Origin of the sequence: Phytobacter diazotrophicus, from assembly GCF_052061655.1 — a bacterium.
Classification (GTDB): Bacteria; Pseudomonadota; Gammaproteobacteria; order Enterobacterales; family Enterobacteriaceae; genus Phytobacter; species Phytobacter diazotrophicus.
Map to the genome: position 1 here is coordinate 1275711 of NZ_CM125428.1, position 19739 is coordinate 1295449.

Annotated in this window: 30 protein-coding genes and 1 tRNA gene; all 31 read left to right on the top strand. The window is 52.4% G+C overall.

What is annotated here, in order from left to right:
• Positions 1-44: 44 nt before the first annotated feature.
• The 31 genes from ACS0RQ_RS06230 (at position 45) to ACS0RQ_RS06380 (ending at position 19737) form a co-directional block, all read left to right on the top strand.
• Complete coding sequence (locus ACS0RQ_RS06230) at positions 45-386, top strand: hypothetical protein (protein ID WP_334632545.1); 342 nt, start codon at positions 45-47, stop codon at positions 384-386.
• The gene (locus tag ACS0RQ_RS06235) at positions 379-573 is read left to right on the top strand and encodes a hypothetical protein (RefSeq protein WP_334632543.1); all 195 of its coding nucleotides are present in this window, start codon (positions 379-381) and stop codon (positions 571-573) included. The genes ACS0RQ_RS06230 and ACS0RQ_RS06235 overlap by 8 nt, the downstream gene beginning before the upstream one ends.
• A complete protein-coding gene (locus ACS0RQ_RS06240; protein ID WP_334632542.1) occupies positions 570-1148 on the top strand; it encodes a hypothetical protein in 579 nt (192 codons plus the stop codon). Before ACS0RQ_RS06235 ends, ACS0RQ_RS06240 begins: the two co-directional genes overlap by 4 nt.
• Positions 1149-1151: 3 nt before the next feature.
• The gene (locus ACS0RQ_RS06245) at positions 1152-1661 is read left to right on the top strand and encodes a hypothetical protein (RefSeq protein ID WP_334632539.1); all 510 of its coding nucleotides are present in this window, start codon (positions 1152-1154) and stop codon (positions 1659-1661) included.
• Positions 1658-2074: a hypothetical protein gene (locus ACS0RQ_RS06250; RefSeq protein ID WP_334632537.1), complete on the top strand. Its 417-nt coding sequence runs from the start codon at positions 1658-1660 to the stop codon at positions 2072-2074. Before ACS0RQ_RS06245 ends, ACS0RQ_RS06250 begins: the two co-directional genes overlap by 4 nt.
• Positions 2071-2592: a DUF551 domain-containing protein gene (locus ACS0RQ_RS06255; RefSeq protein WP_334632535.1), complete on the top strand. Its 522-nt coding sequence runs from the start codon at positions 2071-2073 to the stop codon at positions 2590-2592. Before ACS0RQ_RS06250 ends, ACS0RQ_RS06255 begins: the two co-directional genes overlap by 4 nt.
• Positions 2593-2627: 35 nt before the next feature.
• Positions 2628-2882 carry a DNA polymerase III subunit theta gene (locus ACS0RQ_RS06260; protein WP_334632533.1) on the top strand — a complete coding sequence of 85 codons (255 nt, stop codon included), beginning with the start codon at positions 2628-2630 and terminating at the stop codon, positions 2880-2882.
• Between the two features lie 147 nt (positions 2883-3029).
• A complete protein-coding gene (locus ACS0RQ_RS06265; RefSeq protein ID WP_334632531.1) occupies positions 3030-3626 on the top strand; it encodes a DUF1367 family protein in 597 nt (198 codons plus the stop codon).
• A gap of 2 nt (positions 3627-3628) precedes the next feature.
• Positions 3629-4267 carry a recombination protein NinG gene (locus ACS0RQ_RS06270; RefSeq protein ID WP_334632529.1) on the top strand — a complete coding sequence of 213 codons (639 nt, stop codon included), beginning with the start codon at positions 3629-3631 and terminating at the stop codon, positions 4265-4267.
• Positions 4264-4386, top strand: coding sequence for a PPVAKH motif-containing phage-derived small protein (locus ACS0RQ_RS06275; protein WP_334632527.1), 123 nt, complete (start codon positions 4264-4266; stop codon positions 4384-4386). The genes ACS0RQ_RS06270 and ACS0RQ_RS06275 overlap by 4 nt, the downstream gene beginning before the upstream one ends.
• The gene (locus tag ACS0RQ_RS06280; protein ID WP_334632525.1) at positions 4383-5072 is read left to right on the top strand and encodes a bacteriophage antitermination protein Q; all 690 of its coding nucleotides are present in this window, start codon (positions 4383-4385) and stop codon (positions 5070-5072) included. Before ACS0RQ_RS06275 ends, ACS0RQ_RS06280 begins: the two co-directional genes overlap by 4 nt.
• A 390-nt stretch (positions 5073-5462) precedes the next feature.
• Positions 5463-5537 (top strand) — tRNA-Ile (locus tag ACS0RQ_RS06285).
• A gap of 215 nt (positions 5538-5752) precedes the next feature.
• On the top strand, positions 5753-6241 hold the full coding sequence (locus ACS0RQ_RS06290) for an HNH endonuclease (protein ID WP_334632523.1): 489 nt from the start codon (positions 5753-5755) through the stop codon (positions 6239-6241).
• Positions 6242-6293: 52 nt separating this feature from the next.
• Positions 6294-6536: a phage holin gene (locus ACS0RQ_RS06295; RefSeq protein WP_317077090.1), complete on the top strand. Its 243-nt coding sequence runs from the start codon at positions 6294-6296 to the stop codon at positions 6534-6536.
• A gap of 2 nt (positions 6537-6538) precedes the next feature.
• Positions 6539-7066 (top strand): lysozyme, encoded by a 528-nt coding sequence (locus ACS0RQ_RS06300; RefSeq protein WP_334632521.1) that lies wholly within the window; start codon positions 6539-6541, stop codon positions 7064-7066.
• A complete protein-coding gene (locus ACS0RQ_RS06305; protein ID WP_334632519.1) occupies positions 7063-7593 on the top strand; it encodes a hypothetical protein in 531 nt (176 codons plus the stop codon). The genes ACS0RQ_RS06300 and ACS0RQ_RS06305 overlap by 4 nt, the downstream gene beginning before the upstream one ends.
• Positions 7590-7850 carry a DUF1378 family protein gene (locus tag ACS0RQ_RS06310; RefSeq protein WP_334632517.1) on the top strand — a complete coding sequence of 87 codons (261 nt, stop codon included), beginning with the start codon at positions 7590-7592 and terminating at the stop codon, positions 7848-7850. The genes ACS0RQ_RS06305 and ACS0RQ_RS06310 overlap by 4 nt, the downstream gene beginning before the upstream one ends.
• 71 nt (positions 7851-7921) lie before the next feature.
• Positions 7922-8566 carry a putative metallopeptidase gene (locus tag ACS0RQ_RS06315; protein ID WP_334632515.1) on the top strand — a complete coding sequence of 215 codons (645 nt, stop codon included), beginning with the start codon at positions 7922-7924 and terminating at the stop codon, positions 8564-8566.
• Between the two features lie 30 nt (positions 8567-8596).
• On the top strand, positions 8597-9106 hold the full coding sequence (locus ACS0RQ_RS06320) for a DUF2280 domain-containing protein (protein WP_334632513.1): 510 nt from the start codon (positions 8597-8599) through the stop codon (positions 9104-9106).
• Positions 9060-10580 (top strand): phage terminase large subunit, encoded by a 1521-nt coding sequence (gene terL / locus ACS0RQ_RS06325; RefSeq protein ID WP_334632510.1) that lies wholly within the window; start codon positions 9060-9062, stop codon positions 10578-10580. The genes ACS0RQ_RS06320 and terL overlap by 47 nt, the downstream gene beginning before the upstream one ends.
• Positions 10577-12004 (top strand): anti-CBASS protein Acb1 family protein, encoded by a 1428-nt coding sequence (locus ACS0RQ_RS06330; protein WP_334632508.1) that lies wholly within the window; start codon positions 10577-10579, stop codon positions 12002-12004. The genes terL and ACS0RQ_RS06330 overlap by 4 nt, the downstream gene beginning before the upstream one ends.
• The gene (locus tag ACS0RQ_RS06335; protein WP_334632507.1) at positions 11961-12770 is read left to right on the top strand and encodes a phage head morphogenesis protein; all 810 of its coding nucleotides are present in this window, start codon (positions 11961-11963) and stop codon (positions 12768-12770) included. The genes ACS0RQ_RS06330 and ACS0RQ_RS06335 overlap by 44 nt, the downstream gene beginning before the upstream one ends.
• A gap of 63 nt (positions 12771-12833) precedes the next feature.
• Positions 12834-14669: a DUF2213 domain-containing protein gene (locus ACS0RQ_RS06340; RefSeq protein ID WP_334632505.1), complete on the top strand. Its 1836-nt coding sequence runs from the start codon at positions 12834-12836 to the stop codon at positions 14667-14669.
• On the top strand, positions 14669-15166 hold the full coding sequence (locus ACS0RQ_RS06345) for a structural cement protein Gp24 (protein WP_334632503.1): 498 nt from the start codon (positions 14669-14671) through the stop codon (positions 15164-15166). The genes ACS0RQ_RS06340 and ACS0RQ_RS06345 overlap by 1 nt, the downstream gene beginning before the upstream one ends.
• Positions 15166-16185, top strand: a complete 1020-nt coding sequence (locus tag ACS0RQ_RS06350) for a major capsid family protein (protein WP_334632501.1) — start codon at positions 15166-15168, stop codon at positions 16183-16185. The genes ACS0RQ_RS06345 and ACS0RQ_RS06350 overlap by 1 nt, the downstream gene beginning before the upstream one ends.
• A 3-nt stretch (positions 16186-16188) precedes the next feature.
• Positions 16189-16515 carry a hypothetical protein gene (locus ACS0RQ_RS06355; protein WP_334632499.1) on the top strand — a complete coding sequence of 109 codons (327 nt, stop codon included), beginning with the start codon at positions 16189-16191 and terminating at the stop codon, positions 16513-16515.
• A gap of 3 nt (positions 16516-16518) precedes the next feature.
• Positions 16519-16923: a DUF4054 domain-containing protein gene (locus ACS0RQ_RS06360; RefSeq protein WP_334632497.1), complete on the top strand. Its 405-nt coding sequence runs from the start codon at positions 16519-16521 to the stop codon at positions 16921-16923.
• Positions 16916-17383 carry a hypothetical protein gene (locus tag ACS0RQ_RS06365; protein ID WP_334632495.1) on the top strand — a complete coding sequence of 156 codons (468 nt, stop codon included), beginning with the start codon at positions 16916-16918 and terminating at the stop codon, positions 17381-17383. Before ACS0RQ_RS06360 ends, ACS0RQ_RS06365 begins: the two co-directional genes overlap by 8 nt.
• Positions 17364-17735: a hypothetical protein gene (locus ACS0RQ_RS06370; protein WP_334632493.1), complete on the top strand. Its 372-nt coding sequence runs from the start codon at positions 17364-17366 to the stop codon at positions 17733-17735. The genes ACS0RQ_RS06365 and ACS0RQ_RS06370 overlap by 20 nt, the downstream gene beginning before the upstream one ends.
• Positions 17732-18250 carry a phage neck terminator protein gene (locus ACS0RQ_RS06375; RefSeq protein ID WP_334632491.1) on the top strand — a complete coding sequence of 173 codons (519 nt, stop codon included), beginning with the start codon at positions 17732-17734 and terminating at the stop codon, positions 18248-18250. Before ACS0RQ_RS06370 ends, ACS0RQ_RS06375 begins: the two co-directional genes overlap by 4 nt.
• Entirely contained in the window at positions 18247-19737 is a 1491-nt protein-coding gene (locus ACS0RQ_RS06380) for a DUF3383 domain-containing protein (RefSeq protein ID WP_334632489.1), read from the top strand. Before ACS0RQ_RS06375 ends, ACS0RQ_RS06380 begins: the two co-directional genes overlap by 4 nt.
• Positions 19738-19739: the final 2 nt, after the last annotated feature.

Here is a 19739-nt window from a genome sequence, read left to right on the forward strand (position 1 = left end):
GCCGGCTATCGCATCAACAAAATTTTCGGTTTAGGAGCAAGAGCATGAAACAGGTAACGATGGAAAGCGTAAAGCAGCGCATAGCTGATCTGGAAAGTGCAGGCATAGTTGTTGGTGGTCTGAGCCTGAGCAGTGAGTTTGAGCTTGCCTGCCTGCGCGAGCTGGTAGCAGTGACTGAGCAGCGCGACGCGTTGGTTGCTGGGGAAGACTCACTGAGAGCGGAAGCCTTTAACGACCTGTGTAAAGCGTTTGTACTGCATAAGCAGTCAGCATGCCTCGACGACAATGACAAAGTTTCGGTTCGTGAAGCAACTGATGCGCTGCTGCATTGCGCAGAGCAATTAGCCCGCCAGCTTCGCGAGAGCAAAGGAGCCAGCCATGCGTAACCGCAAAGCTAAGTTTCTGTTTGCAGACTTTGAAAGTCGCGTTCGTATATCCAATAGGCGTGTCGCTATTTGTATTTATGGTAGTTATTTCAAGCAAATAAATACTATTGCCACTAAACGCAGCGCCGCACAGAACCGCTGGAAAAATCACTGCTATCGTGTCGAGAGCAAAGGAGCGCAGTCATGAGCATAACCCACGAACAGATTCAGGCACTCAGAGCGGCTGCTGAGTCGTGCGGTAAGCAAGAGCCATTATCGCTTGTCGTGTATCACGGGAAAATGTGCCTGAGAAATAAAGGCGGCATTGTGTTTACCGTTCTTCGCGATATTTGTTTTCCTGAGTATTCAGCAGAAAACGAGAATTACGCGCGACTGGCGGAATTATGTACGTCTGATTCTATCCTCTCCCTGCTGGCAGATCGTGACGCTGATAAGGCGCTGATTGCTGAACTGGAGAAAAAACATTGCGGAGGATCTCTCATGGAAAGAGAAGAGCACCATGTTGGTGTTGTTAACAAGCTTCTGGAACGCATAACCGAACTGGAGGCCCGCACGCTCACCGTTAAGTTGCCGAAGCCTCATGCTCATCTCATCTGGATTCAGGCAGGTTATCCGCCCGATGATTATTGGGATGATGTGGCTGTATCTCATAGCGTGAAAGACCGCTGCTGTGATGGCTCTGAGCGCTACCCTGTGTATTCAATTTTCGAAATACAAGAAGCCTGCACCGCCGTTGGCATCACTTTAGTCGTGGGGGAGTGAAAGATGGCACTAAATCACGATGAACTTTGCCAGATTGCCTATCAATTCCTTAAACGCAATGGCTTCAAAGTCTGCTTTCATGACCGTTTTATAGCCGTTACCAGTACGGGTGAACAGCCAGACGCAATGGGTTTCAGGAATTTTGCATCATGTCTTATCGAGGCTAAATGTTCACGATCAGATCTCCTTGCTGACAGGAAGAAGCGTTTTCGTCAGCAGCCAGAGCTTGGTATGGGGGACTGGAGATTTTTTATCAGCGAGCCAGGCGTGGTTACTGTAGAAGACCTTCCTCCGGGATGGGGACTGTTGCATGTAGTCAATGGGAAAGTGCGTAAGGTTCACGGATGGCCAGTATGTAATTGCAGTTGGTCTAGTCCAGAGCACAAACCATTTGCAGGCAACAAACAGGTCGAATGCGATTACATGCTTTCGGCGCTGCGACGCATGGAATTGCGTGGGCATCTTAACGAAATTTATGACGGCGTAATAGTTAATCGCCAGGAGGCCGTATGACAGCACAATTACCGAGCAGAGAGCGCCTGGAGAAAATCGCATCGTGGCGTGAAACGTATGGCGCTGGTCACAACGTAATGTTGCCAGCCGAAGAAGCTGAGGCGTTGGCCCGCTTCGTACTGGCGGCGCATGAGCAAGAGCCGGTAGGGCATGTCATTCAGCAACTGCGTGGCTATGAAAATCCGACGTATGTTGTCCAAATGGCTAACGAACCGGAAGACGGTGACGAAGTGTTTTCCCACCCAGCACCAGTCCCTGCGGTGCCGGAGTGTTTCGAACGCTTATTAGCCCATGCTCAAGGGATAGCAATGGGCGTTGACTGGAATAAGGGGACAGCCGCTACCCATCACAGGGATAAATTATGCCAAGCGGTAAAGGACTGCGCCGCCATGCTCAACGGGAGTAAATCATGAAAGACGAAACGTTGTTGCCGGATGAGCGGACAGCATTTGAAAAGTTCATGGATGATTATTTTGGTAACAGTGTCGACCGTCGACGCGTTAAAAATGGCGATGGCGAGTATATGACGTGGGATATGCAGGTTGCATGGATAGTCTGGAAAAAGCGCGCCGCCCTCCAGTCCGGTAATTCAGGGCAACCTGTAACGGTGCATGATGGGTATGTGCTGGTCCCGGTTGAGCCGACCGATTTAATGGTTGAAGCGATGTATCGACACCCATTATCTATGCGGGGCGCACTAAAAGCGGCGATATCCGCAGCGCCGAAAGCACCTGATGGCTGGATTCCGGTAAGCGAGCGGATGCCAAATAAGCACGAAGACGTCCTGGTATTCGAGACGCTGAATAAAGACAAATTAGTTGCAAGCCACAAAGGAGATGGACACTTTTATTGGAATTTAAACGAAGAAGGACGCGAAGAGTATATCGACGTTTCCCACTGGCAACCACTTCCCGCACCGCCAGTCCAGTGATGTATACTCCCCCTCAAAGCATCGAGGGGGTATTTATGAGTGACTGGAATTTGGCAGCAAAACCGCAGGAAGACATGGACAAGGTCAATGTCGACCTGGCGGCGGCTGGCGTGGCGTACAAAGAGCGGCTGAATCAGCCGGTCATCGCCGAGCAAGTCGCTCGCGAACAGCCCGAGCATCTGCGTGAGTATTTCATGGAGCGCGTGCGCTTCTACCGGGAAAAGAGTCTGACACTTCCGCGCGCCAGCGATCCGCGTTACACGGAAATGGCTGAGGCTAATAGAAAATGAATGGATTGATTCTCATCGCGGTCTGTGCCGTGATTGCTTTATGGATGTACCGTAAATAAATCATGGGTTTGATTTTCCGAACACACCTGTCCATAATACCAGTGTCAGCCTGAGAACTGACGACTATCTGCGCCTGATGGGGACATTATGGCGCTCACGTTGCACTTCGAAAAAAGCTATCAAAACGTTCTGATTCCGGCTGAACCCGGAACCAGTGAATTTCTACAGCTATTGCCAGTAGGCCAGTTGATCTCTGGTGAATTCCGTAAACCACGAAACTACGCATTTCACAAAAAGTTCTTCAAGCTCCTGACGCTTGGCTATCACTACTGGACCCCTACCGGCGGTCTGGTTGAAGATTCCGAGCGTGCGCTTATTGCTGGCTATATTGATTTCCTGTCAGCAAGCCAGTCACAACGCGAAGCCCTCCATAATGCCGCTGACATGTATCTGAATACTGTCGGCTTGGTGCGTTCGCGCGATGTCGTCCTAGTCAAACACTTCGAATCTTTCCGCGAGTGGGCCACCATTCAGGCCGGATTTTATGACGAGTACACAATGCCGGACGGCTCCCGCCGGAAAATCGCCAAATCAATATCGTTCGCCAGCATGGATGACGCGCAGTTTAACGGCGTTTATCAGTCAGTGCTGAACGTCCTGTGGAATTACATTCTCCGTCGTAAATTTCGTTCCGCTAATGACGCTGAGAACGCCGCAGCGCAACTGATGAGCTATGCGGGGTGAGTATGGTGAATAATCAGAAAAAGCGCCCACGGCGAAAATGCAAAGTCTGCGGGGACTGGTTTCACCCGGCTTTCGACAATATCCGCTGGTGCTGCCCGGAGCACGGCGCGGCCTACGCCATCCGGTTACGCGAGAAAGAAAAAGCCAAAGCTACCGCCCGCAAACTCAAGGAAAAGAAAGAAGCCGATAAAGCCGATCGTCAGCGCCTGCGCGAACGCCGCATTGCTTTAAAGACTAAATCGCAGTGGAGAACAGAAGCCCAGGAAGCCTTTAACCGTTACGTCCGCCTGCGTGACGCTGGCAAGCCGTGTATCAGTTGCGGGCGAATGCCTGAGCAGAAACTTGGCGGGACGATGGATTGTGGTCATTACCGCACCCGTGGGGCCGCTGCGCACCTGGCGTTCAATCTACACAATACGGCGGCACAGTGCGTCTATTGCAACCGTGACCGGGCAGGAGCGCAGAAAGCCTTCGAGCTGGGACTGATTGAGCGCATTGGAGCTGACCGCGTTGAGGTTCTGAACAATAACAACACCGCCCGCAAGTTCGATATTCCGTACTTTCAGCGCATTAAATCCATCTTCACCAGCCGGGCTCGCCAACTTGAAAAGCGCCGCGCACGTCATCAGGAGGCTGCGTGAAACCCGAATATATCCAGTACCAGGCCGAAAGCGTAGCGCGGGCAAAACTGCCCGCAGTAAAGCGCCACAGCAAGCCGGTTAAGACCACACAAAAACAACCATCAGAGGCCGCCGCATGAACGAACAATATCTGCAATACGTCCGGGAAGAAATCGCGCTGGCCACTGCTGACTTTAGCGGTCGCACGAAAGGGCAATTAGTCGCGCTGGTGGAGCAACTCCAGTTCACCCACGAACGGTACCCGCGCAAACGCCAGTTCATCGTTGACGAGGTGACGGGGAAGAAAATCATGCTGCGCAACCCTCCGGTACCGGGCAAGCAGTCGCACGCGAAAGGAACCTCTATTCCGCAGGTCATCCCGGTTGAGTTTTCAACCGCAAGCTGGCGCCGTGCTATCGCGAAGCTGGAAGACGCCGAAAGCGCCTGGGTGAAATGGAACTATCTCCATGAAACAGATTTCAGTCTGCAGACCGTGATCGTTCAGCATGGCTGGCAGCTATTCAGCGAGATGATTAAAGGCCGGCGCATCGCAGGGAAGACGAAAGAAAAGCTCAAGGCGCTTATCTGGCTGGCGGCGCAGGACGTCAAAGAGCAACTGTCCCGGCGTGAGAGTTATCAGTTTGCTGACCTTGCCGCGCTTGTAGGTGTCGCTGATTCGACATGGACAGAGACATATAAACCGCACTGGCTGGCTATGGCTCGCATATTTTTCGCACTGGATAAGCAGTCTCTGATTTCAATTTGCCGATCACGTTCACAACAAAAGACAACAAATTTACATGCAAGTCTTGCAAAACCGAACTAAATAAGCCATATTTGAGTCTACTTTGATATGCTGCCTGAATTGTAGATGGCGGCAAAGACGATAGAATTACATGGCGGCCCTGCGAAAATATCGCGGGGCTTTTTCGTTTCTGGAGGGCTGAATTATGTGCCAGTAAAACGGATAGACCGCACTTATAAGCCACAGTCATGATGTGGCCCCGAGTCTCTTAAGGGAGCCAGACGCAGGTCCGAACTGCGACATACCGCTGGTGAGGGTTAATAAAGAAAAGGGTATGCCGGTAAAGCAGCGCAATGCCAAAGCGTACCGGTTATAAGCGGCCAAAGGGCGACAGCAACTCAAGGGCATGAGCGTGGCCACTCCGGGAAGTGGCAAAGAACATAATGCCTCGCATCCAGCGGGGCTTTTTATTTGCCTGTAGCTAAGCGGTAAAGCACCCAACTAATAATTGGATGATCGCTGGTTCGAATCCAGCCGGGCGAACCAAACCCAACCAGCGGGTACCTTCGGCCTAATCGCCGGTTTTGCTCGACCCATATTGCCCGCCATGCAGCGGGCTTTTTTTCGCGCTTCGCATGCGCAGTATTAATCGTCGAACCCATGCCTTTGAAATGAGCCTTTGAGGAAGTCAGTTAGCGCTGGCGAGCCTCGACGGGTTGATTTCCTATGCGACAAAGGTTCATTTCAAAGAAGGTAAACGCGTGGAAATTTTATATAGCGAATATTTTTCTTATGACCCTCAATCCCCGTCATTTCTGAAATGTAACAAAGATATTGGCAGGAAAAAGATGGGAGAATACCCGTCAGTTAAAAAGCATCATTCTGGGTATTTAGTCATATCTATTTTAACAAATAAAATTCAACTTCATCGCCTTGTATGGGAACTAAACCATGGGAAAATTCCTGATGGTTTTTGTGTTGATCATATCGACGGAAATAAAAACAATAATCTTATAGAAAATCTTAGGCTTGCCACGCTTAGTCAAAACTCATGGAATAGAAAAAAACAGACAAATGGCAACCCGTTATTACCAAAAGGAATTTGCATACATAAATCGGGTGGTTATCGCGCTTACATACAGAAAAATGGGCGCCGTTGGGGGAGGTACTCTAAAAATTTATCCGAGTTAACTTCCTGGCTTGATTCAATGAGAGCAAAGCTCCACGGTAGCTACGCTAATTACGGTTAATTTTACTGCCACAGCACCCCGACTAATCGGAGGTGACGAGATGATCAAAACCATGCCTGATAAAATCTTCTCGGCGGCCACGTACTGCACGTCAGGCGGCCTGATTTGTACAGGCCTTGCGCGGGCCTATGACTGGTTTCACGGTCTGGACTGGAATTTTATTGCGCTGATAAGCGGGATCATCATTGGTGCCGCCACATACTTCACCAATCTGTATTTCAAACGCCGCTGGACGAAAGCCTACGAGAAAGCGCTTTCTGCCGGGAAACTCGTATCGCCACCGCAGGACGATTAACCATGGCCTCAAAAACAAAACTCAGCGCCGCTGTGTTGGGGCTTGTTCTTGCTGGTGCTTCTGCCCCCACCATTCTGGATCAGTTCCTGAATGAGAAAGAGGGTAACAGCCTGACGGCTTACCGTGATGGTTCCGGGATCTGGACAATTTGCCGTGGTGCCACGCTGGTGGACGGTAAGCCAGTACATCAGGGTATGAAGCTGACGCAGGCCAAATGCGATACGGTCAACGCCAAAGAGCGTGATGCGGCTCTGGCGTGGGTCGATAAAAACATCCATGTGAAGCTGACCGAACCGCAAAAGGCCGGGATTGCCTCGTTTTGCCCGTATAACATCGGCCCTGGCAAATGCTTCCCATCAACGTTCTACCAGCGCATCAATGCTGGAGACCGTAAAGGTGCGTGTGAGGCAATCCGCTGGTGGATTAAAGACGGCGGCAAAGATTGCCGGGTACGTTCCAACAACTGCTATGGGCAGATTGAACGCCGGGACCAGGAAAGTGCGCTTGCGTGCTGGGGGATAGACCAGTGAGCGCCGAAGCGCGCGCCAGCGTCATCGTTTGCCTGATTCTGCTGGTGGCCGGGCTTGGCCTGTTCTTTGGTTCCCGCTATGCGAGTAACAGTAGCCGCGCTGATACCGCTGATGCCAATGTCCTGCTACAGGCAAAAGTCATTCAACAGCAGGCAACAGAAAGTCAGGCATTCAGCGCGCTGGCATCCGGTACCGCAGATGCTAATGCCGCCGTGGACGCCAGAGCAGAAACAACCGTTATCGAATACCGCGAGATACTCCGCCGTGAAAAAACGTGTGATTACCCTGTGCCTGCTTACGTTGCTGACGGGCTGCTCAACTACACGAACAGTCTACGTGCCGGGGCAATGCACACCGCTACCGCCGGAACTGACAAAGCCGGTAGTGCCTCCACTCCCTCCAGCCAACTGACGTACTGCCAGGCTGTTCTCTGGATAGAACCTCTGCTGGCTTCGATAGAGAAAGCAAACAACCAACTGGCCGCCATCAGGCAGGCTGAACAAATCAGGCAAGGGAAAACGAAATGACGTTATTCGAAACACTATTGCTGTACTTTTCCGCCGCTACCAGTGCGTTCCTGCTCATCGCTGGTGGCTGGGTAAAAATCCGCGACTGGTTCAAAGCTCACGCCGAGGCGAAAATGCAGGAGGCCGCAGCAGCGGCAAAGGCCGAAGCCGATAAAGTGGAAGCTCTGGTGCAGGTACGGCTTAAACAACTCCAGGCAGAAGCGGATGCTGCTCCAGATTCCACAGCAACGAGCACATCCGGCCCGGTGGTTGGGTAAGGCATTACAGGAGCCCTTCAACGAGGGGCTTCGATAATGTCAAAAGCATGTAAATCAAACAGGATTGAGATATGGGAAAAGAAGAACGTAGACCATATCCGCCCGTCAACTTTACCGGCGAAAACTGGTTGCCTTATACGCGAATTATTCCAGCTACTGAAATCGGTGAATGGGTTAATCGCCACATTCTTTCCGGAGAAGGGCGACTCTATAACCCTGATCATGAACACCTCACAAATGCGCTGGCTGATGCTGACATAGCTTTCATGTGGGCATCATCTATTTTTGCCAAAAAAGGCCGCACAGTGCTGGGGCAGTGCGAAGAAGTGGCTATGCGCGCCGGTGGCTGGCAGAAATCCCGCATGGAACAGCAGATGCATGAATGGTTCGGTCGCATACCGAAATACATCATCACCCTGGCCGCTGATTACTGCGAGCAATGCAACGATCTGGAATTCTGTGCACTGATAGAGCATGAGCTTTACCACATCGCCCAGGCTACCGATGGCTACGGCGCGCCGAAGTTCAACAAAGAGACCGGGATGCCTGTGCTCACGCTGCGCGGTCACGATGTTGAAGAGTTCGTTGGTGTGGTTCGTCGGTACGGTGCGAGTCGCGATGTACAGGAACTGGTGGATGCAGCAAATCAACCTGCGGAGGTTGCACATATCGATGTTGCCAGAGCGTGCGGGACATGCATGTTAAGACTGGCTTAAATCTGGAATGCTTTGGAAGGATGGTGATTTATGGCTGCATTAAAACCAGAAATAAAAGCCGCCATCGTTCAAATGCTTGCGTGCTATGACACGCTGTCAATTGTTGTCGATGCTATCCAGAAAGACTACGGGATCAAAGTAACCCCTCAGCAAGTCGAATCTCATGACCCAACGAAAGTCAGCGGAAAAGGCCTGGCTAAAAAATGGGTGGATTTGTTCTATGCCACGCGCGAGCGTTTTCAGAATGAAATTTCCGATATCCCGATCGCCAATAAGGCTTATCGCCTGCGCGTATTGCAACGCATGGCCACGACTGCTGAGGGAATGAAAAATATCGGCATGACAGCTCAATTGCTGGAACAGGCAGCAAAAGAGGTGGGTGACGCTTACACAAATAAATTGAAGGTGGAGAGCACCGGTAAAGATGGCGGCCCCATTGAGCATAAAGATATGACCAACGAACAATTAGACGAGGCGTTACGGGAGCTGGGTTATGGCCGTCGCAAAAACCAGCTTGAGGAAAAACTCGACAATTCTTGAGGCGTACCGCAAACGGGCGATTCAGGACGCGCAGGAAAACCTGCTGGACTTTACCCTCTACACGAACCCCCTGTACGAGACAGGCTGGTTTAACGAACTGCTGTGCGCTGAACTTGACAATTTCCAGAAAGAGGTAGAGGCCGGGAATATGCCCCGGTTGATGATATTTGCGCCGCCACGCTCAGGAAAGAGCGAGCTGGCATCCAGGCGCTTTCCTGCAAAGATATTGGGTAATCATCCGGACTGGAACGTCATTGCGTGTTCGTATTCCTCTGACCTTGCCAACCGCATGTCACGAGATGCGCAGCGCATCGTAGGATCAAAGAAATACGCCGAAGTTTTTCCTGACACGCTTCTCCCATCAAGCCGCACTGGAGCTGGTGGCGCCATACGCACTGCCGAATTATGGGAAGTGGTCAGCGCAAAAGGTGATATTCACGGCGGTTCTTATCGTGCCGCTGGCGTTAACGGCGGTATCACCGGGCAGGGGATGAACATCGGCATCATTGATGACCCTGCGAAGGATTACAAAACAGCGTCATCGCCCACTTACCAGGAAGCGGTGATTGACTGGTACGACACGACGTTTTTCACCCGCGCCGATCCAAAGCTTAACGGCATCATCATCATTCTGACCCGCTGGCATCAGAGCGATTTGGCTGGCCAGTTGCTGAAAAAGGCGGAAGAGGGCGGCGAGCAGTGGCGCGTTGTCAGCTTTCCTATGGAGGCTGAGAAAGAAGAAATTCACGAGCTGAACGGGAAGAAATACTTCCTGCGCAAGCCTGGCGAAATCCTGTTCCCCGAGCGTATGCCGCAAAGCTTTGTCGATAAAGCAAAGCAGCGCGGGTCGCTGGTGTGGAATGCCCTGTATCAGCAGAGGCCAACCGCGAAAGGTGGCGGCCTGATCAAGTCCGAATGGTTTGGCGAGTACAAAGAGCTTCCGGTAATGAAATGGCGGGCTGTCTACGGCGATACCGCGCAGAAAACGAAAGAGGTTAACGACTTCTCCGTATTCGAGCATTGGGGGCTGGGTGTTGACGGCTACATGTACCTTATCGATATGATTCGCGGTAAGTGGGAAGCCGACGAGCTTAAGCGCCGTGCCATCGCGTTCTGGGCATCCTGCAAATCACTTAAGAACGGCCCGCTACGGCACATGGCGATTGAAGATAAGGCGTCTGGTACTGGACTGATTCAGAGCATCAGAAAAGATGCGCTATGCCCGGTAAGAGCTATACAGCGCGATAAGGACAAATACACGCGCCTGATGGACACGCAGGGCTTCATTGAGTCCGGTTACATCAAATTACCTGCTGACAAGCCATTCATAAACGACTTCCTCGTCGAGATGGAAGCCATTAACCCTGAATTCAATACCCACGATGACCAGCTTGATCCAATGATGGACGCCATCACTGAGATGAAGGCGAAGGCTGGCATTCTGTTCCATATCCCAGACGAGATACTTCAATGACAAGACGTAAAGCCGCGCAGGCAACTCGCCGGGAGCCAGCAAAGATTACTCAGATGCACCTGGACTCTGCGGCGGTTGCTAATGACGCTGCGCCAATGGCTGAGTTTAAGACCTACGAGCCGCTGCCAGGTGTCATCCCGAAAGACAAAGAGAAAGCTACATTCGCAATGGATGCGACGCCTTACGAGGCGATCAACGCCATGTATGCCGGAACTGAGTATTCCGGGTTCCGTGGTTATCCTGCGCTGGCTGCGATGTCTCAGCAGGTCGAATACTCGAACATGCATAACGTGTTCGCTGACGAGATGACCCGCAACTGGATTGAGGTTAAGAGCCGAAAGGAAGGCGACCACGACCCGGCAATCGATGAGATGGAAAGGGCGCTGGAGAAGTACGACGTTAAGCGCCTGATGCACGAAGCCGTGCGACAGGACTCGATGTTTGGCGTGGCGCACATCTTCATCGACGTTGGCGCGATCGGGGATGAGCTGAGTAAGCCGCTGTTTCTTGATCCACGGAAGATTACAAAGGACTCGCTGAAAGGCCTGCGCGTTGTCGACCCAACATGGGTATATCCAGCGCTATATAACACACGCTGGCCTCTACAGGCAGGATTCTACAAACCGCAAGCATGGTTTGTAATGGGTGATACGGTACACGAATCCCGCTTCATGGATATCGTCAGCCGACCAGTTCCAGACATCCTCAAGCCATCGTATAACTTCGGCGGCCTGTCGCTCACGCAACTGATGGAGGATTACGTTACCGACTGGCGCGACGCCAAGAAGAACGTGATTAAGATTCTCCGAACGCTGCGCATGAGGGCGTTAAAGACTGATATGGATGCACGGTTGCAGGAGCCTGGTCAGTTCGATAAACGCATTAAGCTATTTACAAAATATCAGGACAACTTCGGAATTTGGGCGCTAGACAACAATGAGGAGTTGCTGCACATGCAGACCTCGCTCAGCGACCTGTCAAACTTGTTATCGAACTACCAAGACCAGCTATGCATGCCTGCCCGTATCACTAACCTGAAATTGCTGGGTAATGCCCCGGCTGGCCTGAACGCTTCCGGCGACTCTGAGCTTGCCACGTGGCATGAAACAGTGTCCGGGTATCAGGATGGCGAGATGCGTCGACCACTGGAAAACATCTTCAAGCTGATTCAGTTATCTGAGTTCGGTGCTATCAACGACGACATCTATTTCGAGTTCAAGCCTCTTGATGAAATCAGCGAGAAAGAGCGTGCTGAAATCGCCAAGCTGCGCGTTGAAACGGTAGCAGTGGCGGCAGACAGCCAACTGGTAAGCTCGGAAGAGGCTCGTGAAGCACTGAAAGGCATTGAAAACGCCGGTTTCGAAACTCTGGATGGTGACTATGAGCCGGAAGAAGACGAAGAGCCTACGAGCGGTGAACTATAACGCCGGGAACATCAAGTGGTATCAGCGGGAATTGCTCACAGAGATACGCGAGATGAACGACGACGTTAAGCGTCAGGTGCTCGATATCATCCGTGATAACCCTCTGGCTCAGGACGCACAAATGGCAATGGACGCCAACCCTGTGCAGCTGGTTAAACGTGCTCTCGATGCACTATCGCGTAAATGGGTAGATCGCTTCATCAACAAGGCACTCCCGATATCTGATGACCTGGTTAAGAAAACAGAGTCAGCGGTAAACAGAGGATTGCTCGCGACAGCCCGCAAAGAATCGCTCACTATCAATATGCAGTGGACGCCAGCCATGACCGAAAAGGTTGACGCCATCATTGCGGAAAACGTGTCTCTGATTCGCTCTATCCCTGAGAAATACTTTACTGAGGTTGAGGGAATGGTTTACCGGGCGGTGGCGAGAGGTGGCGATCGTAAAGGCTTGGCTGATGAGATAGAGGCTAATTTCGGTAAGCGTCACGGCATCACACGGCGCAGAGCTGAATTCATTGCCCGCGACCAGACTCGCAAGGCAACCAGCGCGCTATCGGCAGCAAGACAGCAGGCAGCAGGAATCGTCGAAGCTGAGTGGGTGCATAGCGGGGGCGGGCACAAACCGCGGCAGAGTCACGTTAAGGCTGGCAAAGAGAGAAGGCGCTTTAAGCTTTCTGAGGGCTGCCTGATTGATGGCGAGTACATCATGCCAGGCCAGCTACCAAATTGTGGCTGTGTCTGGAAACCGGTGCTGCCGTTTTAGCAACAACCAAACTATCAGGGTCACTTCGGTGGCCTTTTTTATTGCCTAAAGAAAGGTAAAAGAATGAGCGAATTGACTGAATTTTTGCTCGCCGAGGATGAAGATAAGTGGATAACCATAAATGGATCGCACGTAAAAATTAATGGAAATGGCGATGTTGTGGAGGGGGCAGAGGGGAAAATCGGAAATACCCCGCCAAAGAAAAAAGGTGTCAAGTTAACCCCAAACGAAAAATCCGCAATATCCAGCTACTCCGGCGACAACTTCCTAAAAATAAACTCTCAACTAAGAAGCGGCGACAAATCAGACCCTGATGTTTCCCGCCTTGACTCGGCCATTGATAAGGGTGAGTTGGGTGGTGAAACGCTGTATCGAGGAATCAGCCGTGATGATGCCAAGAAGCTATTTCCCAACGGAGAAATTAAAAAGGGAATGACGGTGTCAGACCCCTCTTTTCTTTCCACGTCCACAGAAAAGAAAATTGCGGGAATGTTCAGCATTGGTGGCGTAATGCTGGAAATCGAAACTCAGCCAGGAGCTAAAGGGTTAGATGTAACTAACCTCTCCAGCAACAAGCACGAGAGCGAAACTCTCCTGCCGCGCAACGCAAAACTGGAAGTTGTCAGCATTCACCCAGGTAAATCACCAGGCCAACCAGTGACGGTAAAAATGAAGTACGCAAAGGACAGTGCTGGTATGGCTAATGACTCAGCATTCGCATTCGACCGCGCCAGCGTTCGCAGTTACGACGCAGACGGAATGATGCATGTCGCGCTTACCCCAATCAGCAAGGCTAACGTGTGCGTGTACTACGGGAAAGAAATTCCTGACGCTGAGGCGCTGGGACTTATCCCGGAAAAGGCGTATCGCCTGCTGCGTGACCCGGAAGAATTGCGTAAGGCCGCGCCGACATTCAATAACAAGCCGGTACTTAACCAGCATATCGGCGTAATGGTCGCAGAGCCACCCAAGGAGGCCATCATCGGGTCAACTGGTGAGAGCGCGGAATTCGATGATACCTACCTGAAAAACTCAATGGTTGTATGGGATTTGGATTCCATCATGGGCATTGAGACTGAGCGACAGAAAGAAATTTCATCCTCCTACCGCTACCGGCTCGACCTGACTCCCGGCGTGTACGAGGGCGAGGCATACGATGGAGTTATGCGCGACATCGTTTGTAATCACGTGGCAATCGTGCCAAGTGGTCGGGTTGGTCCCGACGTGTTTGTTTATGACTCCAAACCTTCAATAGGAAAAACGCTAATGTCCAAATTAGAAAAGTTCTGGGCCTATATCCTGCCGAAACTGGCAAGTGATGCTGACCCTGATGAAGTTAAAAAGGAAGTGACCAAAGTTATCAAAGATGAAGCCACTCAGGCAGAGCGAGATAACGAGTCAGAAGCTGAACGCCTGGCCAGGGAAGAGAAAGAGGTTAAAGAGCGCAAAGAGCGTGAACGAAAAGACCGCGAACGCGACCAGCGCCAGGCCAACGACTCTGAAACCGAAGAAGAGAAAAAAGAGCGCGAAGCCAAAGAGAGGGCCGCGAAAAACGAAGCCGATAATAAAGAGAAAGAAAAAATGGCAAACGACAATAAGTTGGCGATGGACGCTGCCATTAAAGGTGTCGAAGCTCGCTTCCAAGCGCTGCGTCAGGCAGAGCGTGATGTTCGCCCGGTAGTTGGTGAATTGGCATGCGACAGCGCGGAAGAGTTTTATCGCACCGCTCTGAAACAAATGGGCTGCGAAGACCACGCCACTCTGCCAGAAGGTGCTCTGCGCTCCGTGTTCAACGCTCTGGCTAAAGCTCCAGCGATGGCACAAGACTCCGCCCCTCACCATCTGAGCGGCGATACCAAATCCGATGTACTGAAAATGATTCGCGGGGGTAAAGCATAATGGCATTTCAAACAGAGGTAGACATCCTTCGCGGTGTCGGTCAGGTAGGTCATCCGGCCTCATCTTCTCCAATCATCGCCGCAGCAGGTGGCCCTGGTGCATTCCAGGCGGCTACCGCAGGCGTAACTATCGCCACTTTCGTATTCCGCGATGCAACCAATCCGAAAATCGTGACCAACGTCGCCCCGGCTGCCGACTCGAAACCGGTTGGATTTATCCAGAATCTGGCGCAGGCAGTCATCGGCTACGGCCAGAGCGCGAGCATGCTGATTCGCGGCGGTGTTGAAGTTTCCCCTAAAGTCGGTGGTGACTTCTGGGTTAAGTCCTCTACCGTTGCCACTGTTGGGCAGAAGGTATTCGCAAGCACCACCGATGGCACTATCGCTACCGGTGCAGCAGGCGCGACCGTAGCTGGTCATGTTGAAACTGACTGGTTCGTCTCTCAGGGCGCAGCAGTTGGCGATCTGGTAATCATTTCTTCCTGGAGCAAAGCATAATGCCACAACCAACTTTTAAAGATTTTATCCAGGTTGCTAACGCCCAGGGTATTACCTTCCCGGCGTCAGTTAACCGACTGGCAATGGATGCCGACCCGCAGCCGTCACTGGCTCCCAACGGTGGTATCCCGGCAATCGTTTCCACATTCATCGACCCGACCATTGTCGAAACGCTGTTCACTCCGAACCGCGCCGTAGCAATTCTCGGACGCGAAGAGAAGCGCGGTGCGTGGGCTCAGGACAGCTTCATGATCCAGCGCATCGAAGAAACCGGCGATACTGTAGCGTATGACGACTACAGCGAACAGGGCGCGGTGCAGGTTACTCCGTCATGGGAACATCGTGACGTATACCGCTACCAGACCGTCGTGCAGTATGGCGAACTGGAGCAGGAGCGTTACGGACTGGCTATGCTGCCGTATGCCGCCAAAAAACAGCGTGCTGCGGTTAACGTCCTCGACCAGGACCAGAACAAGTTCTACTTCTACGGCGTTGCCGGTCTGCGCAACTACGGGATTCTGAACGACCCGTCCCTTCCTGCGCCGATCACCCCGCTGAACGTTGGCGGCACCGTGCTGTGGAGCGGTAAGCAGGTGGTTGATAAGTACAACGACATCCTTGCCCTGTATGAAGACCTGGTAGCACGCACCAACGGTATCGTAGGTGACGGCGTGGACATGGCGTCTAAGCTCGTTCTGGTGATGTCCAACAAACTCAGTGTGAACATGAAATCAGCAAACGAAATCTTCGCAACCTCCCTGGAAGATATGCTGAAAAAAGCTTTCCCGAATATGCGAATCGAAACCGCACCGCAGTACAGCACTGCAGCCGGAGAGTTGATTCAGATGTTTGTTGAAGAGGCTCAGGGTCAGGAAGTCGGCTTCATGGCGTACAGTGAGAAACTTCGCGCCCACCCGCTGGTAACCGAGCTTTCCCACTACAAACAGAAATACTCCGGTACCACTTACGGCGCGGTAATCACGCAACCATTCCTGTTCGCGCAAATGCTGGGAGCATAAGCAATGGCAAAGGCATCAACTTACATCATCGGCTGCAAACTGCCTGCTGGCCTGGTCATCAGTCACGAAGGTCAGCGGGTTAAACTCGCTGGCACCAATGATTCTCTGCTGATTAACGGCTTTGGCATCACCCGCGATGTGCCTGCTGAATTATGGGAGGGGTTCGCGAAAACCTTCGCAGACCAGCCCATAATCCGTAATGGCATCGTGTTTGCTGTTACTGACGAAGCATCAGCAAAAGACGCCTCTCAGGAGCGCTCAGGACAGAAGACCGGCATGGAGCAGCTTGACCCGAAAAAGCAGACGACCAAGCCCGACAAAGAGGAATAAACCATGGCAATTGTGGTGCTTGATATCCCCAAGTTCCGCGCCATGTTCCCCGAATACTCCAATGTCCCTGATGTCCAGCTTCCATTTCTGTTTGACCAGTCTACCGACTATCTGAACAACTCCGAGTACTCACTAGTTGAAGATGCCATCAAGCGAGAGCGTCTGCTCTATCTGCTTATGGCTCATTTGGCATACATGAGGTTCGGGGATGTTAATGGTAACGGCGGAACGGGAATGGTTGGGAGGCTGGCGTCAGCATCAGAGGGAAGCGTGTCTGTTTCATCCGATGCTGGGCCAATTGAGTTCCGTTACATGTGGTACACCCAAAGCCATCACGGAATGGACTTCTGGCAGGCAACGAAAGTTTACCGTATGGCGAACTACTATCCGGGGAGCGTGTATGGCTGATGCTATTGAGGACTTTCTGAATAATGTCGCCTCTCAGCTTGACTCTAAGCAGGTGAAAGTTGGCTTCATTGATGGTGCTACGTACCCGGATGGAACGCCAGTATCAGAAGTTGCCACCGGGAACGAGTACGGGCGACCTGAAAACAATCAGCCACCCCGCCCATTTTTCCGCAATGCCATAGCTGAGCACGAAAAGGAATGGGGAGATGCAATTGGGCGAGGAATAAGGGCTGGATATCCAGTTGGGCAGGTTCTTGAGGTAGTAGGCGCTCAGATTCAGGGCGATGTACAGGAGTCAATTTCCAAGCTGATTGACCCTCCACTCTCTCCAACCACATTGCACATCAGGCGGACACGCAAGGAGAGACGCACGGATTCAACCAAGCCCCTCGTAGACAGCAAGGTCATGATCGGCGATGTGAAATACGAGGTAGGAGATATTGAATCTTCACAGGATTAGCAACAGCCTGATACGCAGCGTCAACCCCAACATTACCGCAATCGTCAGGCGTTATTCTGGCGAGGTGATGGGGCCTGGGCGCAAGCCTATTCCTCAGTACGCGCCAGACGAACCAATCACCATTCAGTTTCAGCCCCTAACCAAAGGCGATTTGCAGCACGTAGACGGCCTTAACATGCAGGGATTGTTCAAGTCCATTCACGTCAACGGAAGCTTCTACAGCGTAAACCGTGAGATGCAGAAGGGGGGCGATCTGTTCATTGTCGATGGGAAAACGTGGTTGGTGATTGAGCCGATGGAATTGTGGCCGGACTGGTGCCGACTGCTCGTTTGCCTCCAGGTGGATACATGACCGCGACCGTTGATTACACCGTCGATAACATCATCGACACCCTGGCGGACTTTATCGAGCCGCTTTGCGGAACCTGCCAGCAGGCGCAGGCGAATCGCGCACCCATGCTGAAAGGCCAGTTTTGCATCATCACCCCCTTACGCTTCATTCGCCTGTCGACCACGGAAAACATCCGGCAGGATACGGGAATCCCGTCAACCAGCGCCATGTCCTACACCGAGGTGCGCAGGGCGGATTTGCAGATTGACATCTACGGTGATGGGGCCGGTGACCGGGCCAACATCCTTGAGACAGTATTTCGCAGTGGTTATGCCTGGGAAGCGATCAAGGCTCTGGATGCGAGACTGTCTCCGCTTTATTCATCCGATGCGATTCAGGCGCCCATGATTAACGCCGAAGAGCAATGGCAGGAGCGTTACACCCTCACGCTTTCTTTACAGGCGGACATTATCGTCACGCTTCCGCAGGACTACTTCGAAACCGTCGAATTCTCAACTGAACAGGCAGACAAATGACTACAATCCCTTTATCAACTGATTTTGCGATTACGCCCAGTACAGTGGCCGCTGCCGGGGCGGCAGTTGATGCCAACGGCCTGGTGCTCACTGACAATGAGCTGGTTCCTGTCGGATCCGTTTCGTATTTTTATCAGGACTCTGACGTCTCCGCGCTGATGGGTAGCACCTCGAAAGAGTTTCTCGCTGCGCAGCGCTATTTCAAAGGCTACGACGATTCAACGGTATTGCCCGGCACGCTGCTGATGGCGCGCATCGTGACCACGCCGGTCGCCGGTTACTTGCTTTCGGCCAGCCTGAAAGGAGTGTCTCTGGCTACGCTCCAGGCAATCCCGGCGGGCACCATTACCCTGACGGTCGACGGCACCGCAACAACCAGTACCTCTATTGACCTGTCAACCGCGACCAGTTTTTCCGATATCGCATCCAAACTGGAGACCGGGATCGGCGCAACGAAAGTTGATGTGGTCTGGAACGCGATTGCCAGTCGCTTCATCATCCGTTCCGCGACGACCGGCGCTGACAGCTCTGTTTCGTTCGCGTCCGCAGGCGCGCTGGCGACCGGCCTGCTGTTGACTGCCGCTACTGCCGCCACTGTCTCGCCGGGTTCTGATGCTGTCAGCATGACCGACATGATGAATGGTGTGGTCAACACTAATCAGGACTGGGTAGCATTCGCCAGCGTGGTTGAGTTGACCGACAACCAGAAAGCCGAGCTGTGCGCCTGGGCTAACTCCACGCCCAGCCGTTACGCTTACGTGGTACATGACACATCCAATGCACCCACAATTTCCAATAACAGCAACTGTTTTGTTCAGCAGGTTGTTGTTGCCAATGGCTACGAAAACATTTTCCCGGTGTATGGATCATATCTGTATGCCATGACTGCGCTGGCCTACGGTGCATCTCTTGACTTTGCCCGTACCGGTGGACGTGTATCGTTTAAATTCCGGGCTTTCTCAGGCCTGGCACCAAACGTTTCCGATCTGAACACGGCGAAGGCGTTGAAATCGAACGGCTACAACTTCTACGGCAATTATGGCCAGAATCAGACCGTTGCTCAGTATGCCTCTGATGGCGCTATTACAGGCCGATTCCTGTGGCTGGACAGCTTCATCGGCCAGGTGTGGCTGAATGCCAAACTGCTGGCTGCGTTCACTGCTGCGTTTACTGCCAACCAGTCGTTTCCTTATAACGCCGAGGGCTACGCGTCCATTGATGCTGCAATTACGGACCCGGCAAACGAAGGGGTTAACTTCGGCATCATCCGCAAAGGCGTGACGCTGGACAGTTCGCAGATCCGACAGGTCAACAACGTGGTCGGCAAAGATATCTCCGCGCCTCTTTTTTCCGACGGCTGGTATCTGTACATCCCGACGCAATCCGGCGCGAACCGACAGGCCCGCAAACTTGCCGGGGTAACGTTCTTTTATGTGGACGGTCAGTTGATCCAGTCCATCACCATGACTTCCGCAGCGATTCTGTAAGG

Excerpts from the sequence above, each read along its gene's own strand:
- ACS0RQ_RS06320 (WP_334632513.1), top strand. The coding sequence starts at position 8,597 with ATGGCTGCATTAAAACCAGAAATAAAAGCCGCCATCGTTCAAATGCTT.
- ACS0RQ_RS06250 (WP_334632537.1), top strand. The coding sequence starts at position 1,658 with ATGACAGCACAATTACCGAGCAGAGAGCGCCTGGAGAAAATCGCATCG.
- ACS0RQ_RS06375 (WP_334632491.1), top strand. The coding sequence starts at position 17,732 with ATGACCGCGACCGTTGATTACACCGTCGATAACATCATCGACACCCTG.
- ACS0RQ_RS06265 (WP_334632531.1), top strand. The coding sequence starts at position 3,030 with ATGGCGCTCACGTTGCACTTCGAAAAAAGCTATCAAAACGTTCTGATT.
- ACS0RQ_RS06235 (WP_334632543.1), top strand. The coding sequence starts at position 379 with ATGCGTAACCGCAAAGCTAAGTTTCTGTTTGCAGACTTTGAAAGTCGC.
- ACS0RQ_RS06340 (WP_334632505.1), top strand. The coding sequence starts at position 12,834 with ATGAGCGAATTGACTGAATTTTTGCTCGCCGAGGATGAAGATAAGTGG.
- ACS0RQ_RS06255 (WP_334632535.1), top strand. The coding sequence starts at position 2,071 with ATGAAAGACGAAACGTTGTTGCCGGATGAGCGGACAGCATTTGAAAAG.
- ACS0RQ_RS06230 (WP_334632545.1), top strand. The coding sequence starts at position 45 with ATGAAACAGGTAACGATGGAAAGCGTAAAGCAGCGCATAGCTGATCTG.
- ACS0RQ_RS06270 (WP_334632529.1), top strand. The coding sequence starts at position 3,629 with ATGGTGAATAATCAGAAAAAGCGCCCACGGCGAAAATGCAAAGTCTGC.
- ACS0RQ_RS06365 (WP_334632495.1), top strand. The coding sequence starts at position 16,916 with ATGGCTGATGCTATTGAGGACTTTCTGAATAATGTCGCCTCTCAGCTT.
- ACS0RQ_RS06360 (WP_334632497.1), top strand. The coding sequence starts at position 16,519 with ATGGCAATTGTGGTGCTTGATATCCCCAAGTTCCGCGCCATGTTCCCC.
- ACS0RQ_RS06260 (WP_334632533.1), top strand. The coding sequence starts at position 2,628 with ATGAGTGACTGGAATTTGGCAGCAAAACCGCAGGAAGACATGGACAAG.
- terL (WP_334632510.1), top strand. The coding sequence starts at position 9,060 with ATGGCCGTCGCAAAAACCAGCTTGAGGAAAAACTCGACAATTCTTGAG.
- ACS0RQ_RS06335 (WP_334632507.1), top strand. The coding sequence starts at position 11,961 with ATGAGCCGGAAGAAGACGAAGAGCCTACGAGCGGTGAACTATAACGCC.
- ACS0RQ_RS06300 (WP_334632521.1), top strand. The coding sequence starts at position 6,539 with ATGGCCTCAAAAACAAAACTCAGCGCCGCTGTGTTGGGGCTTGTTCTT.
- ACS0RQ_RS06350 (WP_334632501.1), top strand. The coding sequence starts at position 15,166 with ATGCCACAACCAACTTTTAAAGATTTTATCCAGGTTGCTAACGCCCAG.
- ACS0RQ_RS06345 (WP_334632503.1), top strand. The coding sequence starts at position 14,669 with ATGGCATTTCAAACAGAGGTAGACATCCTTCGCGGTGTCGGTCAGGTA.
- ACS0RQ_RS06240 (WP_334632542.1), top strand. The coding sequence starts at position 570 with ATGAGCATAACCCACGAACAGATTCAGGCACTCAGAGCGGCTGCTGAG.
- ACS0RQ_RS06295 (WP_317077090.1), top strand. The coding sequence starts at position 6,294 with ATGCCTGATAAAATCTTCTCGGCGGCCACGTACTGCACGTCAGGCGGC.
- ACS0RQ_RS06245 (WP_334632539.1), top strand. The coding sequence starts at position 1,152 with ATGGCACTAAATCACGATGAACTTTGCCAGATTGCCTATCAATTCCTT.
- ACS0RQ_RS06330 (WP_334632508.1), top strand. The coding sequence starts at position 10,577 with ATGACAAGACGTAAAGCCGCGCAGGCAACTCGCCGGGAGCCAGCAAAG.
- ACS0RQ_RS06380 (WP_334632489.1), top strand. The coding sequence starts at position 18,247 with ATGACTACAATCCCTTTATCAACTGATTTTGCGATTACGCCCAGTACA.
- ACS0RQ_RS06280 (WP_334632525.1), top strand. The coding sequence starts at position 4,383 with ATGAACGAACAATATCTGCAATACGTCCGGGAAGAAATCGCGCTGGCC.
- ACS0RQ_RS06310 (WP_334632517.1), top strand. The coding sequence starts at position 7,590 with ATGACGTTATTCGAAACACTATTGCTGTACTTTTCCGCCGCTACCAGT.
- ACS0RQ_RS06315 (WP_334632515.1), top strand. The coding sequence starts at position 7,922 with ATGGGAAAAGAAGAACGTAGACCATATCCGCCCGTCAACTTTACCGGC.
- ACS0RQ_RS06355 (WP_334632499.1), top strand. The coding sequence starts at position 16,189 with ATGGCAAAGGCATCAACTTACATCATCGGCTGCAAACTGCCTGCTGGC.